Raw genomic sequence first — 21,321 nt, forward strand, 5'->3', positions numbered from 1 at the left:
GTCCGTGATGAAGACGGCGGAGAGCTGCGCCACGACGTCCCCGCTCACCTGGACCGACACGTCGCTCCACGCCCGGCCGATGCGGGCGTTCTTCTCACTGCCGTAGGCCGGGTCGATGAGGTTGTGCGAGCCGGCGAAGCCGACCCGGCCGTCGACGACGAGCAGCTTGCGGTGGTTGCGCAGGTCGGGGCGCTGCCACTGCCCGCGCCAGAGGTTCAGCGGCATCATGTAGTGCCACCGGATCCCGGCCGCCTCCATCCGCGCGCCCAGCTGGCGACGGCCCGGGTACGAGCGGGAGCCGAGCTGGTCGAGCAGCAGGCGTACCTCGACCCCGCGCCCGGCTGCGCGCTGCAGGGCGGAGAAGAGGACGTCGGTGCTCTCGTCCCACGCGACGATGTAGAACTCCACGAAGACGAAGTCACGGGCCTCGTCGACCGCGGCCGCCATGGCCGTGAAGAACTCCGTGGTCTCCGGGTAGACCCCCTCGCACGAACCGCTCACGCAGGACAGCCCCGTGAGCCGCCGGTTCATGCGCAGGACCGAGGCCAGGTCGTCGTCGGGCTGGATCTGCGGCAGGTCGGGCAGCGAGTCGGCGTGGTCGGCGAGCAGCTGGTTGGCCCGGCGCTGGATGTCGTGCCGGCGCCCGGCGACGAACTTGCTGCCGATGAGGAAGTAGAGCGGGAACCCCAGCACCGGCACGAAGAGGATGAGCAGCAGCCAGGCCGAGGACGCCCCCGGTCGCCGGTTCTCCGGGACCGTCCCGATGGCCCAGATCTTCAGGCCGTACTCGACGGCGAGCACGACCCCGGAGATCGTGTATGCGGTGGCACTGACCCCGTCCATGGCCGGAGTCTAGGGTGACGCGGGGTCCTCGCGCTGCTGCGTGCCCGGCCGGTCGGCGGGGGAGTCTGCCCCGGTCACGTCGCCGGAGACCCCGTTGTGCGGGATGAGGGTGCCGGTGACCTCGTGGTGCGGCCAGTCCAGGGTGTACGGCACGGTCTGGGTCACGTAGTTCGGCGTCTCTCGCGCGTGCACCTCGGTGGGGACGACCGGCAGGTTGGTGTGCGGGGGGTTGGCGGTCCAGGCCGCGGTGAACATCACCCACCGCAGGCCCAGGTTGATCCACACGATGAGCGTGACCAGGACCGCGAAGGAGGCGAAGACCGGGTTGTCCCAGGCACCGATGACCTGCGTGCCGGCCAGCCGCAGCAGCCCCCACCCGGCAGCCCCGAGCAGCGCGCCCTTCCACCAGTCGGGGGAGGGCATCCGCACCTTGGCCGTGACCCGGAAGAGCAGGTAGAAGACGACCGCGTCCACGATGAAGGCGGCGACGACGGCCGCCAGCCGGATGAGCAGGCCGCTGGTGCCCCGGCTCACCTCGAGCTCGCCGAGCACCGCCCGGGCCAGCACGTTGGACCCGCTGAGCAGCGCCGAGGAGAGCAGCACCGCGAGGCTGAGCAGCAGGATGCCGACGGCGTCCCAGCCCTTGCCCCGGAAGGGACGCATCGGCGCCCCGGTGAGCCCGAACATCGACCGGATGCTGTTGCGCAGACCGGTCATGACGTTCGTGGCCGTCCACAGCAGGACCGGGATCGAGACGAGCGTGGCCAGGGTAAGCGAGCGCTCGAGGACGAGCAGGTCGGGGTCGACGATGCCGCCGTTGCTGCCGTCGTCCACCAGCCCCGGGAAGGCGGTGTTGATCGCCCGGACCACTCGGTCGAAGAGCTCGGGCTGGCGACCCAGGACCGCGCGGAACCCGTTGACCCCGATCGTCATGAGCGCGATGAGGGACACCAGGGCCGAGATGGTCACGCCGCCGGCGGAGAGGTTGCCGCGCACCAGCAGGTAGCGCACGAAGGCCCGCACTGGTCGCGAGGTGTCCACCCGGTGGATGGCGCGCCAGAAGAGGTTGCGCTCGACCCCGTCCTCCTGGACCTTCGCCACCCGTCTTCCTCTCTCGCTGACCGTCCGCACCTGCGGCACCACACGGTATACCGGCCATGGCCTGAGACGCGCTCGTCCGGCCCGCGGCGGGCACGGCGGGCGCGCCGTGGTGGACAGCGCGGGTCCCCGGGGGTCGAATAGGGGCATGGACGCAGCAGGGACCGACCCGCGCGCGGCCGAGCCGTGCCGGCAGATCGTGGACGGTGCGCTGCGGGCGGCCGACCACACGCCCGGGATGAGCCGGCGGATGGCCGAGCACACCGACGGTATGTGGACCGGGACTGTCGACACCGAGCCGGGGGCGGTCACCGGCTGGCACCACCACGGCGAGCACGAGACGACGCTCTACATCGTCTCGGGCAGGTTCCGGCTGGAGTCGGGTCCTGGTGGAGGCGACGTCGTGGAGGCCGGACCCGGAGATTTCGTGCGGGTGCCGGCCGGCGCCGTGCACCGGGAGTCCAACCCCGGGGACGAGAGCTCCCGGGCGGTGATCGTGCGCTGCGGCAGCGGTGCGCCCACCGTCAACGTCGACGGGCCGGCCCCTGCCGAGCCCTGATGACAACGCCGATAAGGCACATTATGTCAAGTACGCGGTGCGGGTGCGGTGCCGGGACGCTCCCCCGTGGGTCCGTCGCCGGTCTGTCGCCGTGGGTCAGTCCCCGTCCTGCCGGTGCCGGTCGACCAGCGTGGCGGCGTCGACCGGCACCAGGGCACGCACGACGGTGAGCGCGTCGTCCTCGGTCCAGGGCTCGTCGTCCGGCCGGGTCTGGTCGCTGACCCGCACGTGGCTCTCGCCGAGGTCCCGGACGACGACCCAGTGGTCACCACCGGCCTGCCGGTAGACGCCGACACCGTCGCCCAGCTCGGCGCACGGCCGCAGGTCGAGGGCCGAGCAGGCGCCGCCCCGGGGTCGCAGGGAGACGTCCAGGTAGCCCGCCTCGGGCACCTCACCGCGGGCCAGCGTGTAGCGGACCGTGCCGTCGAGCACCGTGAGCGTGGTCAGGCGCAGGCCGTCGGCGGCGGGCGGGGCGACCAGCGCCACGTCCACCGCCTCCAGCTCGGCGATCTCCTGGGCGCGGTCCTGTCGCTCCACCACCCACCAGGAGCCGGCCAGCAGAGCCAGGGCGATCCCCAGGACCAGCACCCCCCGCCCCCGGGGCCGGTGCCCTGTCGTCGGGGCCACGGACGACGCAGGCTCCGGACGCACGGCCGTCAGGCCGGCCAGGACCGGGGCCAGGACGAGCAGCGCGAGGCCGAGCCACGACGCCAGGGAGCCGAGCAGCGCGGCGACCCCGGTGAGGGTCAGCGTGGTCGGCAGCCACCACCAGCGCATGGTGCGCCGACAGAGCACGGCCGCCGCCACGGCCCCGGCGAGCGCCCCCAGCAGGGCCCCGCCCAGCGGGGGGCCCAGGCACTCCAGGCCGCCCTCGCACGGCAGTGCCGCCCCGACCGCCAGCCCGGCGGCCCCGAGGAGCAGGACGAGCACGAACCACGCGGCGAGGGCCCGGAGGAGAACGGCCGGCAGGCGACCCGCGCCGCTGACCCGACCCGGTCCCCCGCGCCGGGTCACCGGTCGGCGCGAGCGGCCTCGTCCAGCAGGTCCGCGAGCTCGGCCGGCCGGGACCACATGGGCCAGTGGCCGGTGGGCAGGTCGACGTAGGTCAGCGCCCGGTAGTCGGGCAGCGCCTTGAGGAAGTCGACGCCCTGCTCGGCGTAGGACCGGAAGTCGCTGGCCGGGAACGAGGTGCAGACGACCGTGGACGGCACGTCGTGGCGGGCGTCGTCGGTCAGCCGCACCGGCGTGCTGACCACGAGGCCCGGCTCGGGCACCGCACGCTCGCGGAAGGTCGCCAGCTGCTCCTCGGTGAGGTCGCGCATCGACCCACCGGCGAGCTCGTCCTCCCACCGGTCGTCCAGGACGAGCACGTCGGCGGCGAAGTCGGGGTCCATCGCCGTGCCGTCCGCCGAGGGCGCGGTGTCCACCCAGACCATGTGGTCGACGAGGTCGGGCCGCTGGTCCAGGACCAGGGTCCCCGGGATGGCCGCGCCGCTGTGCACGGCGAGCACCCGCCGGTCCGCCGACGGGTCGAGCGCCGCGACGATGGCGTCGGCCTGGTCCTGCGGCGTCACCACGGCGCGGTTCGGGTCGTCGTGGCCCTGACCCGGGAGGGTGAGCGCGTCCACGGCATACCCCCGCTGCGCGAGCGCGCGGGCCACCTCCTCCCACGCCCACTCCCCCAGCCAGAACCCCGGCACCAGCACGATCTGCGTCCTCATGGCACCGAGTATGCCGCGCCCTCCGGACAGACGCCGTCCGCGACCCTAGGGTGGGGTCATGAGCACGATCTTCACCAGGATCATGGAGGGCGAGATCCCCGGGCACGTCGTCTGGACCGACGAGGTCTGCGCCGTCTTCCTCGACATCGAGCCGCTCACGCCCGGGCACGCGCTCGTCGTGCCCCGGGCGGAGGTGGACCACTGGGTCGACCTGCCGGAGGAGACCACCGCCCACCTCATGCAGGTCGCGGCCCGCGTCGGCCGGGCCCAGCTGAGGGTCTTCGGCTCCGACCGGGTGGGGGTCATCGTGCAGGGCTTCGAGGTCCCGCACGCCCACGTCCACGTCTTCCCGACCTCCGACCCCGCGGACTTCGACCTGGGCCGCAAGGGGCCGCGGGACCAGGACGACCTGGCCGCCGATGCCGCTGCCCTGCGCGGTGCCCTGGCGCAGGGATGACCGGTCGCGCCGACCCCGAGGACGACGGGGACTTCCACCGCGAGGTGGACGACCCCTGGGACGAGGGGTATGCCTTCACCGGCCCGGTGGAGGCGCACGGGCGCGGCCTCGACTTCGGGCTGCTGCTCCTGCGGCTGGCGGTCCTGCCGCTCGTCGCCCAGGGGGCCCGCGCGGCCACCGACATGGCGGCCTTCACCGCCCAGGTGTCGGGGACGACGCTCGGCTCGGCGGCGCCCGACGTGGTCGCCTGGGGGGTCATGGTCGGCCTCGTCGCGCTCCCGGTCCTCGTCGCGGTCGGCCTGTTCACCCGGCCCGCCGGCTTCCTCCTGGCCGCCCTCATGGCGTCCGTCTGGTCGGTGGCCGTGTTCCTCCCCGAGGACGGCACGCTGCTCGTGGGCGCCGGCGGCCTCACCGCCCAGAGCGCCCTGCTGCTGCTGGGGATCACCCTGCCGCTGGCCTTCACCGGGGCGGGCCGGCTGTCGGTGGACAGCCTGCGCACCGCCGGGCGTCCCTGAACGCAGCCCGTCGCGACCACGGCCGCCCGTAGGCTGGCGGTCGTGCAGTGCGACTACTTCGACGCGGGGGCCTGCCGTTCCTGCACGCTCATGGGCGAGCCCTACCCCGCCCAGCTGGCCGGGAAGCAGTCCTCGGTGGCCACCATCCTGGCGTCGTGGGTCTCCCCCGGCGCGTGGTCGGCACCCGCACCGAGCAGCGAGTCCGCGTTCCGCAACAAGGCCAAGCTCGTCGTCGCGGGTCGCCGGGGCGCCCCCACCGTCGGCATCCTGGACCGGGCGGGCCGAGGGGTGGACCTGCGCGGGTGCGGCCTCTACGAGCCGGGGCTGCACACCGCCGTCCTCGACCTGGCCGAGCGGCTGCCCGCCAGCGGCCTGACCCCCTACGACGTGCCCACCCGCCAGGGCGAGATCAAGCACGTCCTGCTCACCCACTCCCCCTCCGGCGAGCTCATGGCCCGCTTCGTGCTGCGCTCCCCCGGCCAGCGCCGACGCGTCGTCGAGCTCGTCGACGACCTGCGCGCCGGGATCGGCGGCCCGGGCGGTCCCCGGCTCCGGGTGGCGAGCCTCAACCTGCAGCCCGAGCACAAGGCCGTGCTCGAGGGCGAGGCCGAGGAGGTGCTGACCCCCGACCGGACGCTCCCGGTGCAGGTCGCCGGTCTCACCCTGCACCTGGGCACCCGCAGCTTCTTCCAGACCAACACCGGCGTGGCCGCCGCGCTCTACCGGCAGGTGGCCGCCTGGGTGGACGAGCTCGGTCCCGGGCGGCTGTGGGACCTCTACTGCGGGGTCGGCGGGTTCGCGCTGCACACCTCGGCGCCCGGCCGCGAGGTCGTCGGGGTCGAGCTGTCCGCGGAGGCGGTCCGCAGCGCGCGGCTCAGCCGGGAGGACCCCGCCCTGCGGGGTCGCGCCGCCGACACCACCTTCGTGGCCGGCGACGCCACCGCCCACGCCCGCGACGCCCGCCCGGCCGACCGACCCGACGTGCTCGTCGTCAACCCGCCTCGTCGGGGGCTCGGCCAGGAGCTGGCCGACTGGATGCAGAGCTCCGGCGTGCCGCACGTGGTGTACTCCAGCTGCTCCGCGACCAGCCTCGCGCGCGACCTGGCCCGGATGCCGGCCTACGCGGTCCGGCACACCCGGCTGTTCGACATGTTCCCGCAGACGGGGCACCACGAGGTCGCGCTGCTGCTGGACCGGCGCGCCTGAGGGTGCCGCGGTCGCGGCCCCGCCGCGCTCTGCCATGATGGTGGCCCCGCGACATCCCCGACGACGAGGAAGTGCCAGACCGATGCCGAACACCTTTGAGGCCGTCCCCTCCGCCGGCCACGAGCGCAGCACGGCCTTCCTGGCGGTCGAGCAGCCCGAGCAGCGGCTCGAGGACTACATGGAACGCTCGCAGATGCACCGAGGGTCGCTGCGGGAGCAGGACGGCTACACCGTCCCGTTCCGCGACGGCGGGCAGGTCCGCATCACGGTGCGCGAGGAGGGGACCGAGGCGGCGGGGCTGCTGTTCGAGGTCGACGCCCCCACCGAGGAGCGGCGGACCTACATCGAGGGCGAGGTCGAGAACGAGCTCGGCGACGGGGCCGACAGCCTCAGCTGGGAGCGCGGCTGAGGCGCCCCCGGCGCCAGCGACGGGGCCCACGCCAGCGCCGGCCCGCACCACCTCGACCTCAAGGGGCACTACCAGCCCCGGCCCTGAGCTTCTGGACATAGCTTTCTGGGGAACGGGCCCCAGAAACCTATGTCCAGAAGTATGAGGGGCCGTCGAACACGTCCTCGGCGTACCCCTGCAGGGAGAGCGCGGCGGTGAGGTCCCCGCGGTCGACCTGGGCACGGCACCCTGCCGGGCCACGGGGGTCTTCCCCGTCCGCCGGCCGCGACCCGCTCAGCCCTGGGGCCGCCCGGCCAGCCCGCTCAGCCCTGGGGCCGCCCGGCCAGCCCGCTCAGCCCTGACACCGCCCGGCCAGCCCGCTCAGCGCATCCCTCAGCTGACGCTGGCCACCCCGGTTCCACGGCATCCGCATGAGTGCCTGCCCCATGGCGCAGGTGTTGCTCAGCGCCGCGAAGGTCAGACCGCCGCCGATCCCGGCGGCCACCCACTTGGCGCCCGGCACGACGGTGCTCGCCAGGACCGAGCCGAGCACGATGCCCCCGGCGACCAGGCGGACCTGTCGTTCCAGCTCCCACGGCCCGGCGGTCTCGCGGACCTCGCCGCCGGTGCCGGACCAGCCCTGGATCCCTCCGGTGAGCACGTGCATCCCGGTTCCGCCGGTCTGTGCCAGGGCCTGGGCGGCGGCGCTCGCGCGCGCGCCGGACCGGCAGACGAGCACGACGTCCTGATCGAGGTGGTCGGCGACCGAGCGGGCGTGCTCGGTCAGCGTGGAGAGGGGGATGTTGTAGGAGCCGGGCACGTGCCCGGCGGCGTACTCCCCCGGGGTGCGGACGTCGAGGACGCGGGGGGCGGCGTCACCGGCCAGCCAGGTACGCAGCTCGGTCGCGCTGACCTCGACGGGGTGGGTGGTGCGTGCGGGGTTCGTGCTCGTGGTCGTGCTCATGCTGCGGGGACTCCTCGTGGTGGGGTGGGACGGGTGCGGTGGACAGGGTCGGACGGGCAGGGGGGGGCCAGAAGAGGTCACGGTGGGCGGGCCGCGCCGGTGGTGCCGGGGTGGGCTCAGGCGTCGTCCGCGACGACCGGCAGCCCGCAGGGCCGGGCCTGGTCGAAGCTGTCGTCGACCGCCACCGCGGTCCGCCCGGAGGCGGAGACCACGGAGGCGCCCACGGAGGCACGGTACCCACCGGCGCAGTGCACCCAGACCTCGCCCTCCGGCACCTCCGCGAGCCTCCGGGCGAGCTGGCCGAGCGGGATGTTGAGGGCTCCCTCGACGTGCCCGGCGGCATACTCCCGGGGGTTGCGGACGTCGAGCACGGACACGGGACGGTGGTGGCGCACCTGGGCGAGGTCGGCGAAGGTGGCCTGGCGCAGGGTGGCGAGCGGGGCGTCGGTCCAGTCGCCGGGTGTGCCCGTGCTCTGCCCGGCCAGCTCGTCGATGCCGATCCGCACCAGCTCGCGCTGCGCCTGGCTCACCTGCTCCGGGTCCTCCCCGAGCAGCGTGAGCGGGGTGCCCCAGGGGATCATCCATCCCAGCCAGGTGGAGAACTGCCCGTCCAGGCCGATGTTGAGCGTCCCGGGGACGTGGCCGGCGGAGAAGGCCCGGCGGTGGCGCAGGTCCACGACCCACTCCCCCGCCTCCAGACGCTGCCGGAGGACCTCCTTGTCGGCCCGCTCCGGCAGCTCGAGGCTGACCTCCTCCGGACCCTTGGCGTTGGCGGGTCCCATGTGGGCGTAGTAGGCGGGGAAGAGGTCGAGGCCGTCGAGGACCTCGCGCACGTAGTCCTCCACGTCCTGGCGCAGCACGGGGTTCTGGGTGAGCTCCTGGCCGATCGTGGACGCGTCGCCCTCGGTCTGGGTGGCCGAGCAGAAGGACCCGAAGCCGTGCGTGGGCATGACCTGGGCCTGCTCGGGCAGCTCCCGGGCCAGGCGGTGCGCGGACGCGTGCTGGTGCCGTGCGAGGGTCTCCGCGTGGTCCTCCCCCAGCAGGTCCGGCCGCCCGGTGGAGCCGAACAGCAGGGAGCCTCCGGTGAACACGTAGGGGTGCTCGCCCTCGAGGGCGTAGGACAGGTGGGTGAAGGTATGACCGGGCGTGTGGATGGCCCGGACCCGCAGCGACGGGGAGACCTCGACCACGTCGCCGTCGCTGATGGCCGCACGCTCGAAGCCCACCGGGTCCTGCGCGTTCACGTGGTAGTCGGCACCCGTGCGCCGGGCGAGCTGGTAGCCGCCGGTGACGTAGTCGTTGTGGATGTGCGTCTCGAAGACGTGGGTGATCCGGACCCCCTCCTGCTCGGCGAGGTCCAGGACCCGGTCGATGTCGCGCTGCGGGTCGACGACGAAGGCCACCTCGCCGTCGTGCACGAGATAGCTGCGGTCACCGAGGGAGGCGGTCTCGATCGGCAGAACCGTGGGGGTGGTCATCGGTGCTCCTTGCTGACGGGTCACTTTCGCTGCTCCGGCGTCTCCGGATACCCCCCAGGGTATACCAGGTGACGACCGGATGCCCCCGGGGGTACCCTGGTGGGGTGGAACTCGCGCCGGAGACCGTCAAGCCCTCGATCACCCGACTGCGCCGCGCCCACGGGCAGCTGGCGGCCGTCATCCGCATGCTCGAGGAGGGTCGGGACTGCGAGGACGTCGTCACCCAGCTCGCCGCGGTGAGCAAGGCGCTGGACCGCGCCGGCTACACCATCATCGCCAGCGGTCTGCGTCAGTGCCTGGTGGAGGAGGACGGCGAGGTCGACACCAAGAAGATGGAGAAGCTCTTCCTCTCCCTCGCCTGAGCTCCCTCACCGGAAGGGCGTGGGATCGCCCGAGCCCTCGCGCAGCACCTCGGCGTAGCCCTGGGAGAGGTCCACCACCGTCGTGGGCTCGCAGCCCGTCTGGTCCCCGTCGACGACGACGTCCACCAGGTGGTCCAGCCGCTCCTTGACCTCCCAGCCGTAGCCGAGCGGCTCGTCCTCGCCGGGCATGAGCAAGGTGCTGGTCAGCAGCGGCTCACCCATCTCGGAGAGCAGCTGGCGGCAGATGGGCGCCTGGGGTATGCGGACCCCCACCGTCTTCTTCTTGGGGTGCAGGAGGCGGCGCGGCACCTCCTTGGTCGCCGGGAGGATGAAGGTGTAGCAACCGGGGGTCGCCGCCTTCACCGTCCGGAAGACCGCCGTGTCGAGCTGCACGAACTGCCCGAGCTGGGAGAAGTCGGCGCACATGAGGGTGAAGTGGTGGCGTTCGTCGAGCTGGCGGATGCTGAGGATCCGCGCCTTGGCGTCCGGGTCGTCCAGCCGCGCACCCAGGCTGTAGCAGGCGTCGGTGGGGAAGGCCACCAGCCCGCCCTCGCCGAGGACCTGCGCCACCTGCCGGACGAGCCGGGGCTGGGGGTCGACCGGGTGGATGTCGAGGAAGCGTGCCATCGTCCGACTCTAGCCACCCGGCCCCGACCGGAACAGGGGGCAGGACGGTGGGTCGCCCGGTCGGGTCAGCCGACCCGCAGGAAGTGGCGCAGCGTGGCCGTGAACGCCTCGGGCTGCTCGGAGTGCACCCAGTGCCCGGCACCCTTGATGGTGACCTGGACGGTGCGCGGGAAGAGCGCCCGCATCGGGCCCTCCTGCTCCGGGGTGATGTAGTCGGACTCGCTCCCGCCGACCCACAGGACCGGCCCCTCGAAGGTCCGCCCCTCGTGGGGGACGTCACCGGTGATGGTGCCGAGGTCGCGCAGCAGCACCTCGAGGTGGGGCTGCCAGGCGAAGGTGTGCGTCTCGGGGTCGCGCCGCAGGTTCTGCAGGAGGAAGCCACGCAGCATGCGCGAGTCGACGGCACCGGCCAGCTCGGCGTCGGCCTGGCCGTGGGAGGTGATGGCGTCGAGGTCGATCGCGAGCAGCGAGGAGATGAGGTGCTCGAACTCCCCCACCTGCCCCGCCCCCGTGGGGCTGACGTCGACCACGACGAGCCGGTCGACCAGCTCCGGTGCCGCGAGGGCAGCGGTCATGGCGGTCTTGCCACCCATCGAGTGACCGACGAGGTGCACCGGCCCGTCGGCGGCGAGCACCTGCAGCTGCTCCACGAGCAGCCCGGCCGCGGTGGAGTAGTCGATGCGCTCGGTCCACGGCGACCCGCCGTGGTCGGGCATGTCGAGCAGGACGCACCGGGCGTCCGGCTGCAGCGCCTTGGCGATGCCGGTGAAGTTGCGGCCCCGACCCAGCAGGCCGTGGCAGAAGACCACCGTGGGACCGTCGTCACCGATGACGGTCTGGGCGAGCGGGCCGGTCGTGGTGTCGGGTGCGGAGGTCACCCGACCAGCCTAGGACGACCGGGGCAGCGGCCGGCGCATGGCGGACGTGGCGTGCTTGTGCGTGAAGCCGAGGCGCTCGTAGAGCCGGGTCGCCCCGGTGAGGCTGGCGGAGTCCACGTCCAGCTCGATGACGTCGAAGTCGCCGCTGCGCCGCGCCTCGTCGATGGTCCGGGCCAGGGCGGCGGCCGCGATCCCGCGTCCCCGCGCTCCTGGGACCGTGCCGAGGATGGTGACGTAGGCCTCCCGGTCGACCCACTGGCCGACCATGACGTAGGCCAGCACCTGGCCGGCCAGCTCCCCGTCCCGGGCCCACGCCAGGGTGGACACGGCGGGCCGGGAGCTGCGCGAGGCCCAGTGCTCGTGCCAGTGCTCCGGCGACTGCTGACCGGAGCCCCAGTGGTCGCGGAAGGCCGCGTTGTGGGCCAGGCGCACGGCCTCCTCGTCCTCCGGCCGGGGTGAGCGCAGCTCGACACCCTCGACCGGCCCGACCACGGGGGCGTCGGTCACCGCGCGCGTCAGCAGGTTGAACCAGCGCACCACGTCGTACCCGCGGTCGGCCAGCAGCTGCTGCGCTGACGAGCCCTGCCGGCCGCCGCCCGCGGACAGGTAGCCCGGGACCCCGGGGTGGCGCTGCGCCACGAGCTCGGTGGCCCGCGGCTCGAGCCGGTCCAGCAGCTCCGATCCCAGGCCGCGCCCCCGGTGGTCGGCGTGCACGCCGCCGCCGAGGTAGCCCCGGGCCAGGCCCTCGTGGTCCGTCGACGGCGGGGCGAGGGCGAGGCCGTAGCCGACCATGGTGTCGCCCGACCAGACGGCCCAGGAGTCCTGGGCCGGGTCGTGCCCGGGGGTGTGCAGCTCCTCCGCCAGGTCCTCGGCGGAGAGGAACTCCTCCGTGCCGTCGACGACGGCCAGGTGGTTCACCAGCTCGGCCCACGCCGCCACGTGCTCGTCTGCCAGCCTGCTCCAGCGGTATGCCGTGCCCGGCGCCGTGTCCTCGTCCATGGTCCTAGCCTGCCCGACGGCACCGACGGACCTCCACCGGTTTGTCGGGTGCCGTCTGCCACCATGGGGCCATGCGTGACCTGTGGCACTACATCGGGATCACCCCCGCCGGGGCGATCGCCGTGGTCCTCAGCACGGTCACCATCTACTTCGTCTTCGGCGCGGTCCTACGGCTGTGGGGCCAGCGCCTCTACTCCAGCCCGCGCAGCCTCGACCTCGCCATCGTCACCGTGCTCGGCGCCATCGTCGGCCGGTCCACGATGGGCCACGTGCCGACCCTGACCGGCGGGCTCATCGCGCTGGGCACCCTGGCCACCCTGGAGGTGCTCTTCCGCAACCTGCGCCGGCTGCCGTTGCCGCAGCTGGACGAGCAGTCACGTGCCCGTGCCGCCGTGCTCGTGGTGGCGGGCAAGGTGCAGACCGACACGATGCGGACCTACGGGCTCACGACGCCCATGCTGTGGAGCGCCCTGCGCCAGGCCGGCGTCAGCCACCTCGCCCAGGTGGCCCTCGTCGTCCTGGAGCCGAACGGCCAGATCTCCGTGGTCCGGGCGGGTCAGCCGATCCACCCGCGGGCCCTGCTGGGGGTCAAGGGGGCGCACCGGGTGCAGGAGCACCTGCGCGGCGCCGGTCACCTGCACACCGGCCACGCCGAGCAGCCGCGTGCCGCGCACCCTTCGGAGCCGACGACCGGCTCGCTACCCCGCAGCGTCCCGGCGCCGGGTCAGGGCGTAGCCGACCAGCCCCAGGGCGAGGACGGCCAGACCTCCCGCGACGGCGGGCCCCGGTAGCGCGAGGGCCAGCGTCAGGCACCCGGCCAGGCCGAGCGCGGGCACCCACGGCGCACCGCGCCACTGCCAGCGCAGGGTCAGGGCGCTGGCGTTGGCGACCGCGTAGTAGAGCAGCACCCCGAAGCTGGAGAAGGCGATGGCGCCGCGCAGGTCGGCGAGGAGGACCACCACGAGCAGCACCGCGCCCACGACCAGCTCGGCGGTCCGCGGCACCCGACGCGGCCCGGAGAGGGTCGCCCACACCCTCGGCAGGTGGCCGTCCCGGGCCATGGCGACGGTCGTCCGGGAGATGCCGAGCAGCAGGTTGAGCAGGGCACCCAGCGCCGCGAGCCCGGCCACCACCCGGACCACCGTCTCCCCCGGCCCGGGGAGGCTCGCTGCCGCCAGGTCGGCCACCGGGGCGGAGGAGCCCGCGACGGCGTCGACCCCCAGCCCCCGCAGCAGGCCCACGGCCAGGAGCAGGTAGACCGCGAGGACCACCGTCAGCGAGACGACCACCGCGCGCGGGATCGTCCGCCCCGGGTCCCGGACCTCCTCGCCCAGGGTGGCGATGCGGGCGTAGCCGGCGAACGCGAAGAAGAACAGCCCCGCCCCCTGCAGCAGGCCGAGGACGTCGTCACCGACGGTCAGGGGGACCGTCCCCCCGGTCGGCGCTCCGGGGAGGCCGGCCGCGACGAGGACCCCCAGGAGGGTGGCGAGGACGATCCCGACCACCACCCTGGTGACACCGGCGGAGCGCTGCACCCCGGCGAGGTTGAGCGCGGTCACCGCGACCACGGCGACGACGGCCGCGACCTTCTCCCGACCGGGTGCCAGGTAGGCGGCCGCGGTCATCGCCATGGCGGCGCACGAGGCGGTCTTGCCGACGACGAAGGTCCAGCCGGCGAGGTAGCCCCACAGCGGGCCCAGCCGCTCGCGCCCGTAGACGTAGGCGCCGCCGGCGGCGGGGTAGCGGGCCGCGAGCGCCGCCGAGGACAGCGCGTTGCAGGTGGCGACCGCCCCGGCGAGGAGCACGGCGACCAGGACCGCCGGCCCCGCGGCCCGGGTGGCCGGCCCCCAGACCGCGAACACCCCGGCCCCCAGCATGGCCCCCAGCCCGACCCCCACGGCGTCGCGCAGGGTGAGGGTGCGCAGCAGCTCCCCACCCACGCCACCCGGGGCGCCCGCGGACGGGCCACCCGACGGCATACCGGTGCCCTCGGTCAGCGGATCTCGAAGTCGACCGGTGTGGGCAGGGCGACCGTCCGGGAGACGGTGCACAGCCGGTCCCGGGACTTCGCGACGGCGTCGGGCAGCCGGTCCCGCGCCTCGTCACCACCCGCACCCTCGGGGAAGGCGACCTGCACGGTGACCGTCACCGGGCCGAGGTGGTTGCCGTCGGCGTCCCGCAGCTTCTCCGCCCCGGCCGAGATCTCGAAGGACGACGGCTCGGCCTTGCGGGAGGTGAGCAGGTCGATGTCGATGCCGGAGCAGCCGGCCACCGCCACGAGCAGGAGCTCGACCGGGGAGAAGGCCGTCCCGTCCTCGCCCGCGCCCATCCCCACCGGGATCGACCCGCCCCGGGCGTTCACCGCCTCGAACCGGCCGGGTCCGGTGCGGGTGAGGGAGACGGAGCGGTAGGAGTCGTCAGCCATGTGGGTAGTGTGCCAGGAATGGATGACCCCACCAGCGAGATCCCCGGCCCCGCCATCCCCCCGCACCGCCTCGTCCTGATCCGGCACGGCGAGACCGAGTGGTCGCGCTCCGGACAGCACACCGGGCTCACCGACCTGCCGCTGCTCCCCGAGGGCGAGGAGGCCGCCAGCGGGTTGCAGAGGGTGCTCGCGGGGCGGACCTTCGCGCACGTGCGCTGCTCACCGCTGCAGCGCGCCCGGAACACCGCCGAGCTCGCCGGCCTGCGGGTCGACGAGGTCGACGAGGACCTCAAGGAGTGGGACTACGGCGGCTACGAGGGGCGCAGCACCCCGGACATCCGCCGCGAGCTCGGCTACCGGTGGAACGTCTTCCACCACGGGGTGGTGCCCGGCGACACCCCGGGCGAGACCGTCGAGCAGGTCGCCGGTCGCGCCAGCGTCGTGCTCGAGCGGGTGTGGCCCCATCTCTTCGAGGGCGACGTGGCGCTCGTGGGCCACGGGCACGCGCTGCGCATCCTCACCAGCGTCTACCTGCGGCAGGCGCCGCGGTTCGGCCAGCACCTGACCTTCGAGGTCGGCTCGCTGGCCATCCTGGGCCACCACCGGGAGCAGCCCACGGTGGAGGCCTGGAACCACCGCTAGGCCGAGCGCTCGGCGACCGGTCGGTCCCCCTCCGCCACGGCCTGGACGTCCGGCACCTCCCACAGGTGCACCGGGGTGTTCTCCTCGGAGTGGTCGAGGTAGTGCCCGAACATGGCCCGCAGCGCCTCGTCGCGCGACCAGCCGGCCGCCTCGTAGGCCTCGGTGACGGCCACCTGCCAGCTCGCCCCGTTGGTGCGCGCCCGGCAGCGGCCCTCGATGACGGACAGGTAGTGGCTGCGGACCTCGCGCCGCAGGCCGAGCGCGGCCAGACCGTCGTCGGCGACCGACAGCAGGTGGTCCGCCACGAGGTCGACGGCCGGCAGGGTGCCCACGCCCGGCCAGACCTGGGTCGCCGCGATGCCGTGCTTGGCGGCCTCCCGGAAGTTGCGGTCCGCGTCCGCGAAGGACATCTTGGTCCAGATCGGGCGACCGCTGGTCGTGAAGGACTCCAGCAGCCCGTAGTAGAAGCAGGCGTTGGCGACCGTGTCGACGGCGGTGGGCCCCGCGGGCAGCACGCGGTTCTCGACCCGCAGGTGCGGGACGCCCTGGGTGGTGTCGTAGATCGGGCGGTTCCAGCGCCATACCGTGCCGTTGTGCAGCTTGAGGTCGAGCAGGTGCGGCACCCCGCCGGCCGCGAGCACCGCCTTGGCGTCCTCGTCCGAGGTCTCCGGCAGCAGCGCCGGGAAGGACCGGACGTTCTCCTCGAAGAGGTCGAAGATCGAGGTGATCCAGGTGCGGCCGAAGTAGGCGCGGGGGCGCACGCCCTGGTGCTTGAGCTCGATCGAACGGGTGTCGGTCATCTGCGTGAAGAGGGGGATGCGGGTCTCGGCCCACAGACGCTTGCCGAAGAGGTAGGGCGAGTTGGCGCCGACGGCGATCTGCAGGCTGGAGATGACCGTCGCGGCGTTCCAGTAGACCGGGAAGTCCAGCGGGGTGACCTGCTGGTGCAGCTGGACCGAGGTGCACCCCGACAGCGGCCCGATGGTGTCGTGATAGCTCTCGACCCGCTCCCCCGTCGGCCCCTCGATCTCCAGCTCCAGCCCCTCGCCGCGCTCCCGGATGAGGGAGTCGTTGAGCGCGGTGTAGCGCACCCCGTCGGACAGCCACGGCTGGTCGAACAGCTCGGCCTGCAGGGTCGGCACGACCCCCACCGCGGCGACCCGGCAGTCGTGGCCGCGGGCCGCGTCACCGGCCCGCCGCAACGACTGGGACAACCAGCGCTCCAGCCGCACGGCCTGGTCGCCGGCCATCGGCCGCGGGGGCACGTTCAGCTCGATGTTGTAGCGCCCGACCTCGGTCTGGAAGTCACCCTCCCCGATGTCGGCCAGCACCTCACGGTTGCGCAGCGCCGGGTCCAGCGTCTCCTCGTCGACGAGGTTGAGCTCGATCTCCAGCCCCATCTGCGGTCGGGTGAAGTCGAACCGGCTCCCCTCGAGCATCTGCTCGAAGCAGTCGAGGTCGTCGCGGACCTTGGCGCGGAACGCCAGCCGCTGCTCCCGCGTGAACTCGCTGTGACTCACCTCTTGGCCCATGCGCTGAATCCTCACACACCGGGGCGTGCATGACCACCACCAGCGACGGCCGGGCGGGCCGCGCCAGGCAACCGCGCGGGTGGCCGGGGTCCGGGGCGGGGCCCCGGCGGGGGTGCGCGGGGGCCCCGCCCCGCAGGTGCGGGGTCTGGGGCGCAGCCCCAGCGGGGGTGTGCGGGGGCGCAGCCCCCGCAGGTGCGGGGTCTGGGGCGCAGCCCCAGCGGGGGTGTGCGGGGGCGCAGCCCCCGCAGGTCAGTCCTCGAAGTCCTCCGGCGGGGGGCAGGAGCACACGAGGTTGCGGTCGCCGTAGACCCCGTCGATGCGACGCACCGGCGGCCAGTACTTGCGGTCGGGGTCGACGCCCTGGGGGTATGCCGCACTCATCCGGTCGTAGGACGCCTCCCACTCCCCCGCCAGCGAGAGCGCCGTGTGCGGGGCCCCGCGCAGCGCGCTCGCCTCGACGCCGCCCTCGGACTGCGCCGCCTCGTCCATCTCGCCCCGGATGGCGATCATCGCGTCGATGAACCGGTCGATCTCGGCGAGGTCCTCGGACTCGGTGGGCTCGACCATGAGGGTCCCCGCCACGGGGAAGGACATCGTGGGGGCGTGGAAGCCGTAGTCGATGAGCCGCTTGGCGACGTCGTCGACGCTCACCCCGGTGGTCTTGGTGAGGCCGCGCAGGTCGAGGATGCACTCGTGCGCCACGAGCCCGTGGTCCCCGGTGTAGAGCACCGGGAAGTGCTCGTGCAGCCGGCGGGCGACGTAGTTGGCCGACAGCACGGCGACCTGCCCGGAGCGGGTGAGCCCCTCCCCGCCCATGAGGCGGATGTAGGCCCACGGGATCTGCAGGATGCCGGCCGAGCCGAAGGGCGCCGCCGAGATCGGCCCGGGTCCGCTCTCCGGGCCGGCCTGGGCGTCGAAGGGGTGGTTGGGCAGGTAGGGCGCCAGGTGCTCGCGCACCGCGACCGGACCGACCCCGGGACCCCCGCCGCCGTGCGGGATGGTGAAGGTCTTGTGCAGGTTGAGGTGGCTGACGTCCCCGCCGAACTCGCCGGGCTTGGCGATCCCCAGCAGGGCGTTGAGGTTGGCGCCGTCGACGTAGACCTGGCCGCCCGCCTCGTGCACCAGCTCGCAGAGCTCGGTGATGGTGTCCTCGTAGACGCCGTGCGTCGAGGGGTAGGTCACCATGATCGCCGCGAGCTGCTCGCGGTGGGTGTCGATCTTGGCGCGCAGGTCCTCGAGGTCGACCTCCCCGGTGCCGGTGCTCTTGACGACGACCACCTTGAGGCCGGCCATCACCGCGCTCGCGGCGTTGGTGCCGTGCGCGCTGGCGGGGATGAGGCAGACGGTCCGCTGCTCGTCGCCGCGGGCCAGGTGGTACTGGCGGATGGCGAGGAGGCCCGCGAACTCCCCCTGGGCGCCGGCGTTGGGCTGCAGGGACACCCGGTCGTAGCCGGTGATCTCCTCCAGCCAGCCGCACAGCTGGTCGATGAGCTCGCGGTAGCCCGCGCTCTGGTCGGCCGGGGTGAAGGGGTGGATCGAGCCGAACTCCGGCCAGGTGACCGACTCCATGGCCGTGGTCGGGTTGAGCTTCATGGTGCACGACCCCAGCGGGATCATGCCCCGGTCCAGGGCGTAGTCCTTGTCCGAGAGCGTGCGCAGGTAGCGCAGCATCGCGGTCTCGCTGCGATGGCTGGAGAAGACCGGGTGGGTGAGGTATGCCTCGTCCCCGGCGCGCGAGAGGTCGCCGAACAGCGCGGGGACGTCCTCGGCGGTGGCCGGCTGCCCCGTCCCGTCGCCGGCGGCCAGCCCGTCCGGGTCGGCCCCGAAGGCCTCCGCGACGGCCCGCAGGTCCGCCGTCGTCGTCAGCTCGTCGACGGACAGCAGCACCGTGTCGTCGTCGACCCGCCACAGGTTGATGCCGCGCTCGAGCGCGGCGGCGAGGACCTCGTCGGCCCGGCCGGGGACACGCACCTGCAGGGTGTCGAAGAAGCGGTCGCCGGCGAGCTCGAGGCCGGCACCGGTGAGCACCTCGGCGAGGGCGGACGCCTGGTCGTGCACCCGCCGCGCGATCCCGCGCAGCCCCTCGGGGCCGTGCCACACGGCATACATCGAGGCCATGACGGCGAGCAGGACCTGCGCGGTGCAGATGTTGGACGTCGCCTTCTCCCGCCGGATGTGCTGCTCGCGGGTCTGCAGCGCGAGGCGGTAGGCCTGCTTGCCGTCGACGTCCTTGGAGACCCCGACGAGGCGGCCCGGCAGGGTGCGCTCCAGGCCGTCGCGCACCGCGAGGTAGCCCGCGTGCGGCCCCCCGAAGCCCAGCGGCACCCCGAGGCGTTGGGTGCTGCCGACGGCGACGTCGGCGCCCCAGCGCGAGGGCGGCGCGAGCAGGGTCAGCGCGAGCAGGTCCGCCGCCGCCGTCACGAGGGCGCCGGCCTCGTGCGCCGCGGCGCTCAGGTCGGCGAAGTCGCGGACCTGGCCGTCGGCGCCGGGGTACTGCACCAGCACGCCGAAGACCTCGTGGTCTCCCGCCGCGGCACGCAGGGCGTCCACGTCGTCGACCCCGCTGACGTCCGCCGTCACGACCTGCCAGCCGATGGCCTGCGCCCGCGCCCGCACGACCGCCTCGGTCTGCGGGAAGACGTGCTCGTCCAGCAGCAGCACCGCGTCCTGGGCCACCTTGCTGGAGCGGCGCATCAGCGCCATCGCCTCGGCGGCCGCGGTGCCCTCGTCGAGCATGGACGCCCCGGCGACGGCGAGGCCGGTGAGGTCGGTGACGACCGTCTGGAAGTTGAGCAGCGCCTCCAGACGACCCTGCGAGATCTCCGGCTGGTAGGGCGTGTAGGCGGTGTACCAGGCCGGGTTCTCGAGGATGTTGCGCAGGACGACCGGCGGCGTCTGGGTCCCGTAGTAGCCCAGGCCGATCATGGGGGTGACGACCGTGTTGCGGCCGGCGAGCTCGCGCAGCTCGGCGATGACCGCCTGCTCGCTGGGCGCGGCCTCGATGGCCAGCGGCGCTGCGCCGCGGATCCCCTCGGGCGTGGCCGCCTCGACCAGGGCCTCGAGGCTGTCGTAGCCGACGACCTCGAGCATGCGCTCGACGTCCTCGGGACGGGGGCCGACGTGACGGGCGACGAAGTCGGGAGAGTGGTGGCTCATGGACGGAGGGCTCCTTCAGGCTCGGGCCAGCGCTGGCACCTCCCCCTCTGCCGGCCCCGCGCACGGGACGTTCCAGAGTTGCCTGCTTCGCGTGGTCCCGGGCGCCTGAGAGCTTGATGGGGAGTATGCCCCTTCGGCGCCTCACCGCTGTGCGGAGAGGACTCTCCCACGCGACGTCGTCGGCGTGCCCAATCTAGCACCGGTGCCGCCGGGTCGACGCCCCGACGGAGCGGTGGGTCAGGAGGTCTTGCGGGCCCGGCGCCGGGCCGACAGCTCGTCCGCCGGGTGCTCGCCGACCGGGGCGTCGGCGCGCTCGCTGGGCAGCTGGGCGAGCTGCCCCTCGACCTCGCGCCAGACGCTGCCGACCGCGATGCCGAAGACGCCCTGGCCCCCGCGCACCAGGTCGATGACCTCGTCGTCGCTGGTGCACTCGTAGACGCTGGCCCCGTCGCTCATGAGGGTGATGTGCGCCAGGTCCTGCACGCCGCGCTCGCGCAGCGCGGTCACCGCCACCCGGATCTGCTGCAGCGAGACCCCGGTGTCGAGCAGCCGCTTGATGATCTTGAGCACGAGGATGTCGCGGAAGCTGTAGAGCCGCTGCGTGCCCGAGCCGGAGGGGTTGCGCACCGACGGCTCCAGCAGGCCGGTGCGGGCCCAGTAGTCCAGCTGGCGGTAGGTGACCCCGGCCGCGCCGCAGACCGTGGGGCCGCGGTAGCCGATGTCGTCGTCCAGCGCGGCGGTGTCCTCGGTGAAGAGCAGCCCCTGCGAGGCGGCCGGCTGCTCCACCGGGCGTCCGCTCGACCCGCCCGGCGCGTCTGCTCCAGCGTTCACCGGTCCTCCTCGCAGTTGTGACTCGTGTGGCTGAGGTGCCGCATGGGCACGGGTCGACGGTATGCGCACGGGCACCCCTGGTCAACGACGCCACGCCGGGACATCAGCCGCGGTCCTCGTCCGTGCCGGGTTCGCCCGGCGACTCGAAGTCCTCCGCGGAGACCTCGTCGAGGAACTCCCGGAAGCGCTCCACCTCGTCCTCCTCCTCGACCGCCATCGTCACCCCGACGTCGTCGAGCAGCTCCTCCGTGGTGCGGATCGGGGTGGCCGACCGCAGCGCGAGGGCGATGGCGTCCGAGGGCCGGGCCGACAGGACGGTCCCGCCGTCGAAGTGCAGCTCGGCGTGGAAGATGCCGTCCTGGAGGCCGGTGATGCGCACCTCCTCCAGCGTCCGCCCCAGCGCCCCGATCATGGTGACCATGAGGTCGTGGGTGAGGGGCCGCGGTGGCTCGACACCCTGCTGGGCGTAGGCGATCGCGGTGGCCTCCGGGGCACCGATCCAGATGGGGACGTACCGCTGGCCGTCGCGTTCGCGCAGCAGGACGATCGGGCTGTTGTTCGGCATCTCGACCCGGACACCGAGCACGTCGAGCTCTCTCACCCCGCCACGGTACCGCTCCCGGCCCGTGCGCGCCGGGCC

22 protein-coding genes, 1 pseudogene and 1 riboswitch are annotated in these 21,321 nt (G+C 73.7%); of the genes and pseudogenes, 8 read left to right on the forward strand and 15 right to left on the reverse strand.

Going from position 1 to position 21,321, the window contains the following annotated elements; translation table 11 throughout:
- Positions 1-63: 63 nt before the first annotated feature.
- A pseudogene (locus tag AVL62_RS17820) lies at positions 64-843 on the reverse strand (phospholipase D-like domain-containing protein); the annotation flags it as partial.
- Between the two features lie 9 nt (positions 844-852).
- Complete coding sequence (locus AVL62_RS08085; RefSeq protein ID WP_083518797.1) at positions 853-1,944, reverse strand: YihY/virulence factor BrkB family protein; 1,092 nt, start codon at positions 1,942-1,944, stop codon at positions 853-855.
- Positions 1,945-2,089: 145 nt separating this feature from the next.
- Here AVL62_RS08085 and AVL62_RS08090 point away from each other — a divergent pair, with 145 nt between their 5' ends.
- Entirely contained in the window at positions 2,090-2,500 is a 411-nt protein-coding gene (locus AVL62_RS08090; RefSeq protein ID WP_058891124.1) for a cupin domain-containing protein, read from the forward strand.
- Between the two features lie 96 nt (positions 2,501-2,596).
- Here AVL62_RS08090 and AVL62_RS08095 read toward each other — a convergent pair whose 3' ends face one another.
- Together AVL62_RS08095 and AVL62_RS08100 are read right to left on the reverse strand one after the other, a co-directional pair.
- On the reverse strand, positions 2,597-3,514 hold the full coding sequence (locus AVL62_RS08095; protein ID WP_058891125.1) for a hypothetical protein: 918 nt from the start codon (positions 3,512-3,514) through the stop codon (positions 2,597-2,599).
- Positions 3,511-4,221: an alpha/beta fold hydrolase gene (locus AVL62_RS08100; protein ID WP_058891126.1), complete on the reverse strand. Its 711-nt coding sequence runs from the start codon at positions 4,219-4,221 to the stop codon at positions 3,511-3,513. The genes AVL62_RS08095 and AVL62_RS08100 overlap by 4 nt, the downstream gene beginning before the upstream one ends.
- Positions 4,222-4,279: 58 nt before the next feature.
- On the opposite strand from AVL62_RS08100, the gene AVL62_RS08105 reads away from it, so the two are divergent.
- From AVL62_RS08105 to AVL62_RS08120, 4 genes are all read left to right on the forward strand, one after another.
- Positions 4,280-4,678 carry an HIT family protein gene (locus AVL62_RS08105; protein WP_058891127.1) on the forward strand — a complete coding sequence of 133 codons (399 nt, stop codon included), beginning with the start codon at positions 4,280-4,282 and terminating at the stop codon, positions 4,676-4,678.
- Positions 4,675-5,193 (forward strand): DoxX family protein, encoded by a 519-nt coding sequence (locus AVL62_RS08110; protein ID WP_058891128.1) that lies wholly within the window; start codon positions 4,675-4,677, stop codon positions 5,191-5,193. The genes AVL62_RS08105 and AVL62_RS08110 overlap by 4 nt, the downstream gene beginning before the upstream one ends.
- 42 nt (positions 5,194-5,235) lie before the next feature.
- Complete coding sequence (locus AVL62_RS08115) at positions 5,236-6,399, forward strand: methyltransferase domain-containing protein (RefSeq protein WP_058891129.1); 1,164 nt, start codon at positions 5,236-5,238, stop codon at positions 6,397-6,399.
- A gap of 82 nt (positions 6,400-6,481) precedes the next feature.
- Positions 6,482-6,808, forward strand: a complete 327-nt coding sequence (locus tag AVL62_RS08120) for a hypothetical protein (protein ID WP_058891130.1) — start codon at positions 6,482-6,484, stop codon at positions 6,806-6,808.
- Positions 6,809-7,139: 331 nt separating this feature from the next.
- Here AVL62_RS08120 and AVL62_RS08125 read toward each other — a convergent pair whose 3' ends face one another.
- Positions 7,140-7,751 carry a rhodanese-like domain-containing protein gene (locus AVL62_RS08125; protein WP_058891131.1) on the reverse strand — a complete coding sequence of 204 codons (612 nt, stop codon included), beginning with the start codon at positions 7,749-7,751 and terminating at the stop codon, positions 7,140-7,142.
- A 116-nt stretch (positions 7,752-7,867) separates the two neighbouring features.
- Entirely contained in the window at positions 7,868-9,229 is a 1,362-nt protein-coding gene (locus AVL62_RS08130) for an MBL fold metallo-hydrolase (protein ID WP_058891132.1), read from the reverse strand.
- Between the two features lie 104 nt (positions 9,230-9,333).
- On the opposite strand from AVL62_RS08130, the gene AVL62_RS08135 reads away from it, so the two are divergent.
- Positions 9,334-9,591: a metal-sensitive transcriptional regulator gene (locus AVL62_RS08135; RefSeq protein ID WP_058891133.1), complete on the forward strand. Its 258-nt coding sequence runs from the start codon at positions 9,334-9,336 to the stop codon at positions 9,589-9,591.
- A gap of 6 nt (positions 9,592-9,597) precedes the next feature.
- Here the strand turns inward: AVL62_RS08135 and AVL62_RS08140 are convergent, their stop codons facing one another.
- The 3 genes from AVL62_RS08140 to AVL62_RS08150 form a co-directional block, all read right to left on the reverse strand.
- On the reverse strand, positions 9,598-10,218 hold the full coding sequence (locus AVL62_RS08140) for an L-threonylcarbamoyladenylate synthase (RefSeq protein WP_058891134.1): 621 nt from the start codon (positions 10,216-10,218) through the stop codon (positions 9,598-9,600).
- 65 nt (positions 10,219-10,283) lie between these two features.
- On the reverse strand, positions 10,284-11,096 hold the full coding sequence (locus tag AVL62_RS08145) for an alpha/beta fold hydrolase (RefSeq protein ID WP_058891135.1): 813 nt from the start codon (positions 11,094-11,096) through the stop codon (positions 10,284-10,286).
- 9 nt (positions 11,097-11,105) lie between these two features.
- Complete coding sequence (locus tag AVL62_RS08150; protein WP_058891136.1) at positions 11,106-12,095, reverse strand: GNAT family N-acetyltransferase; 990 nt, start codon at positions 12,093-12,095, stop codon at positions 11,106-11,108.
- A 71-nt stretch (positions 12,096-12,166) separates the two neighbouring features.
- On the opposite strand from AVL62_RS08150, the gene AVL62_RS08155 reads away from it, so the two are divergent.
- Complete coding sequence (locus AVL62_RS08155; protein WP_058891137.1) at positions 12,167-12,886, forward strand: DUF421 domain-containing protein; 720 nt, start codon at positions 12,167-12,169, stop codon at positions 12,884-12,886.
- Here the strand turns inward: AVL62_RS08155 and AVL62_RS08160 are convergent.
- Positions 12,794-14,074 (reverse strand): APC family permease, encoded by a 1,281-nt coding sequence (locus tag AVL62_RS08160; protein ID WP_058891138.1) that lies wholly within the window; start codon positions 14,072-14,074, stop codon positions 12,794-12,796. The genes AVL62_RS08155 and AVL62_RS08160 overlap by 93 nt on opposite strands.
- 14 nt (positions 14,075-14,088) lie before the next feature.
- Positions 14,089-14,520: an OsmC family protein gene (locus tag AVL62_RS08165; protein WP_058891139.1), complete on the reverse strand. Its 432-nt coding sequence runs from the start codon at positions 14,518-14,520 to the stop codon at positions 14,089-14,091.
- An 18-nt stretch (positions 14,521-14,538) separates the two neighbouring features.
- Between AVL62_RS08165 and AVL62_RS08170 the strand changes: the two genes are divergently transcribed.
- Positions 14,539-15,162, forward strand: coding sequence for a histidine phosphatase family protein (locus AVL62_RS08170; protein ID WP_058891140.1), 624 nt, complete (start codon positions 14,539-14,541; stop codon positions 15,160-15,162).
- On the opposite strand, the gene AVL62_RS08175 is transcribed toward AVL62_RS08170, so the two are convergent.
- From AVL62_RS08175 to AVL62_RS08190, 4 genes are all read right to left on the reverse strand, one after another.
- The gene (locus AVL62_RS08175) at positions 15,159-16,694 is read right to left on the reverse strand and encodes a hypothetical protein (protein WP_058891141.1); all 1,536 of its coding nucleotides are present in this window, start codon (positions 16,692-16,694) and stop codon (positions 15,159-15,161) included. The two genes, AVL62_RS08170 and AVL62_RS08175, sit on opposite strands and share 4 nt — an antisense overlap.
- Before the next feature lie 249 nt (positions 16,695-16,943).
- Entirely contained in the window at positions 16,944-19,850 is a 2,907-nt protein-coding gene (gcvP, locus tag AVL62_RS08180; RefSeq protein ID WP_058891142.1) for an aminomethyl-transferring glycine dehydrogenase, read from the reverse strand.
- 82 nt (positions 19,851-19,932) lie between these two features.
- A riboswitch (glycine riboswitch) is annotated at positions 19,933-20,029 on the reverse strand.
- 58 nt (positions 20,030-20,087) lie between these two features.
- A complete protein-coding gene (locus AVL62_RS08185) occupies positions 20,088-20,681 on the reverse strand; it encodes a MerR family transcriptional regulator (protein WP_153011719.1) in 594 nt (197 codons plus the stop codon).
- 103 nt (positions 20,682-20,784) lie between these two features.
- Entirely contained in the window at positions 20,785-21,282 is a 498-nt protein-coding gene (locus tag AVL62_RS08190) for a bifunctional nuclease family protein (RefSeq protein ID WP_058891143.1), read from the reverse strand.
- Between the last annotated feature and the right edge of the window lie 39 nt (positions 21,283-21,321).

This window comes from Serinicoccus chungangensis (genome assembly GCF_001483745.1).
In the GTDB taxonomy this organism is placed as follows: Bacteria; Actinomycetota; Actinomycetes; order Actinomycetales; family Dermatophilaceae; genus Ornithinicoccus; species Ornithinicoccus chungangensis_A.

Bases quoted from the DNA above. Each gene is read 5' to 3' on its own strand.
- AVL62_RS08090 (WP_058891124.1), top strand. From the start codon at position 2,090: ATGGACGCAGCAGGGACCGACCCGCGCGCGGCCGAGCCGTGCCGGCAG.
- AVL62_RS08100 (WP_058891126.1), bottom strand. From the start codon at position 4,221: ATGAGGACGCAGATCGTGCTGGTGCCGGGGTTCTGGCTGGGGGAGTGG.
- AVL62_RS08105 (WP_058891127.1), top strand. From the start codon at position 4,280: ATGAGCACGATCTTCACCAGGATCATGGAGGGCGAGATCCCCGGGCAC.
- AVL62_RS08110 (WP_058891128.1), top strand. From the start codon at position 4,675: ATGACCGGTCGCGCCGACCCCGAGGACGACGGGGACTTCCACCGCGAG.
- AVL62_RS08120 (WP_058891130.1), top strand. From the start codon at position 6,482: ATGCCGAACACCTTTGAGGCCGTCCCCTCCGCCGGCCACGAGCGCAGC.
- AVL62_RS08125 (WP_058891131.1), bottom strand. From the start codon at position 7,751: ATGAGCACGACCACGAGCACGAACCCCGCACGCACCACCCACCCCGTC.
- AVL62_RS08130 (WP_058891132.1), bottom strand. From the start codon at position 9,229: ATGACCACCCCCACGGTTCTGCCGATCGAGACCGCCTCCCTCGGTGAC.
- AVL62_RS08140 (WP_058891134.1), bottom strand. From the start codon at position 10,218: ATGGCACGCTTCCTCGACATCCACCCGGTCGACCCCCAGCCCCGGCTC.
- AVL62_RS08150 (WP_058891136.1), bottom strand. From the start codon at position 12,095: ATGGACGAGGACACGGCGCCGGGCACGGCATACCGCTGGAGCAGGCTG.
- AVL62_RS08155 (WP_058891137.1), top strand. From the start codon at position 12,167: ATGCGTGACCTGTGGCACTACATCGGGATCACCCCCGCCGGGGCGATC.
- AVL62_RS08160 (WP_058891138.1), bottom strand. From the start codon at position 14,074: ATGCCGTCGGGTGGCCCGTCCGCGGGCGCCCCGGGTGGCGTGGGTGGG.
- AVL62_RS08165 (WP_058891139.1), bottom strand. From the start codon at position 14,520: ATGGCTGACGACTCCTACCGCTCCGTCTCCCTCACCCGCACCGGACCC.
- AVL62_RS08170 (WP_058891140.1), top strand. From the start codon at position 14,539: ATGGATGACCCCACCAGCGAGATCCCCGGCCCCGCCATCCCCCCGCAC.
- AVL62_RS08175 (WP_058891141.1), bottom strand. From the start codon at position 16,694: ATGGGCCAAGAGGTGAGTCACAGCGAGTTCACGCGGGAGCAGCGGCTG.
- gcvP (WP_058891142.1), bottom strand. From the start codon at position 19,850: ATGAGCCACCACTCTCCCGACTTCGTCGCCCGTCACGTCGGCCCCCGT.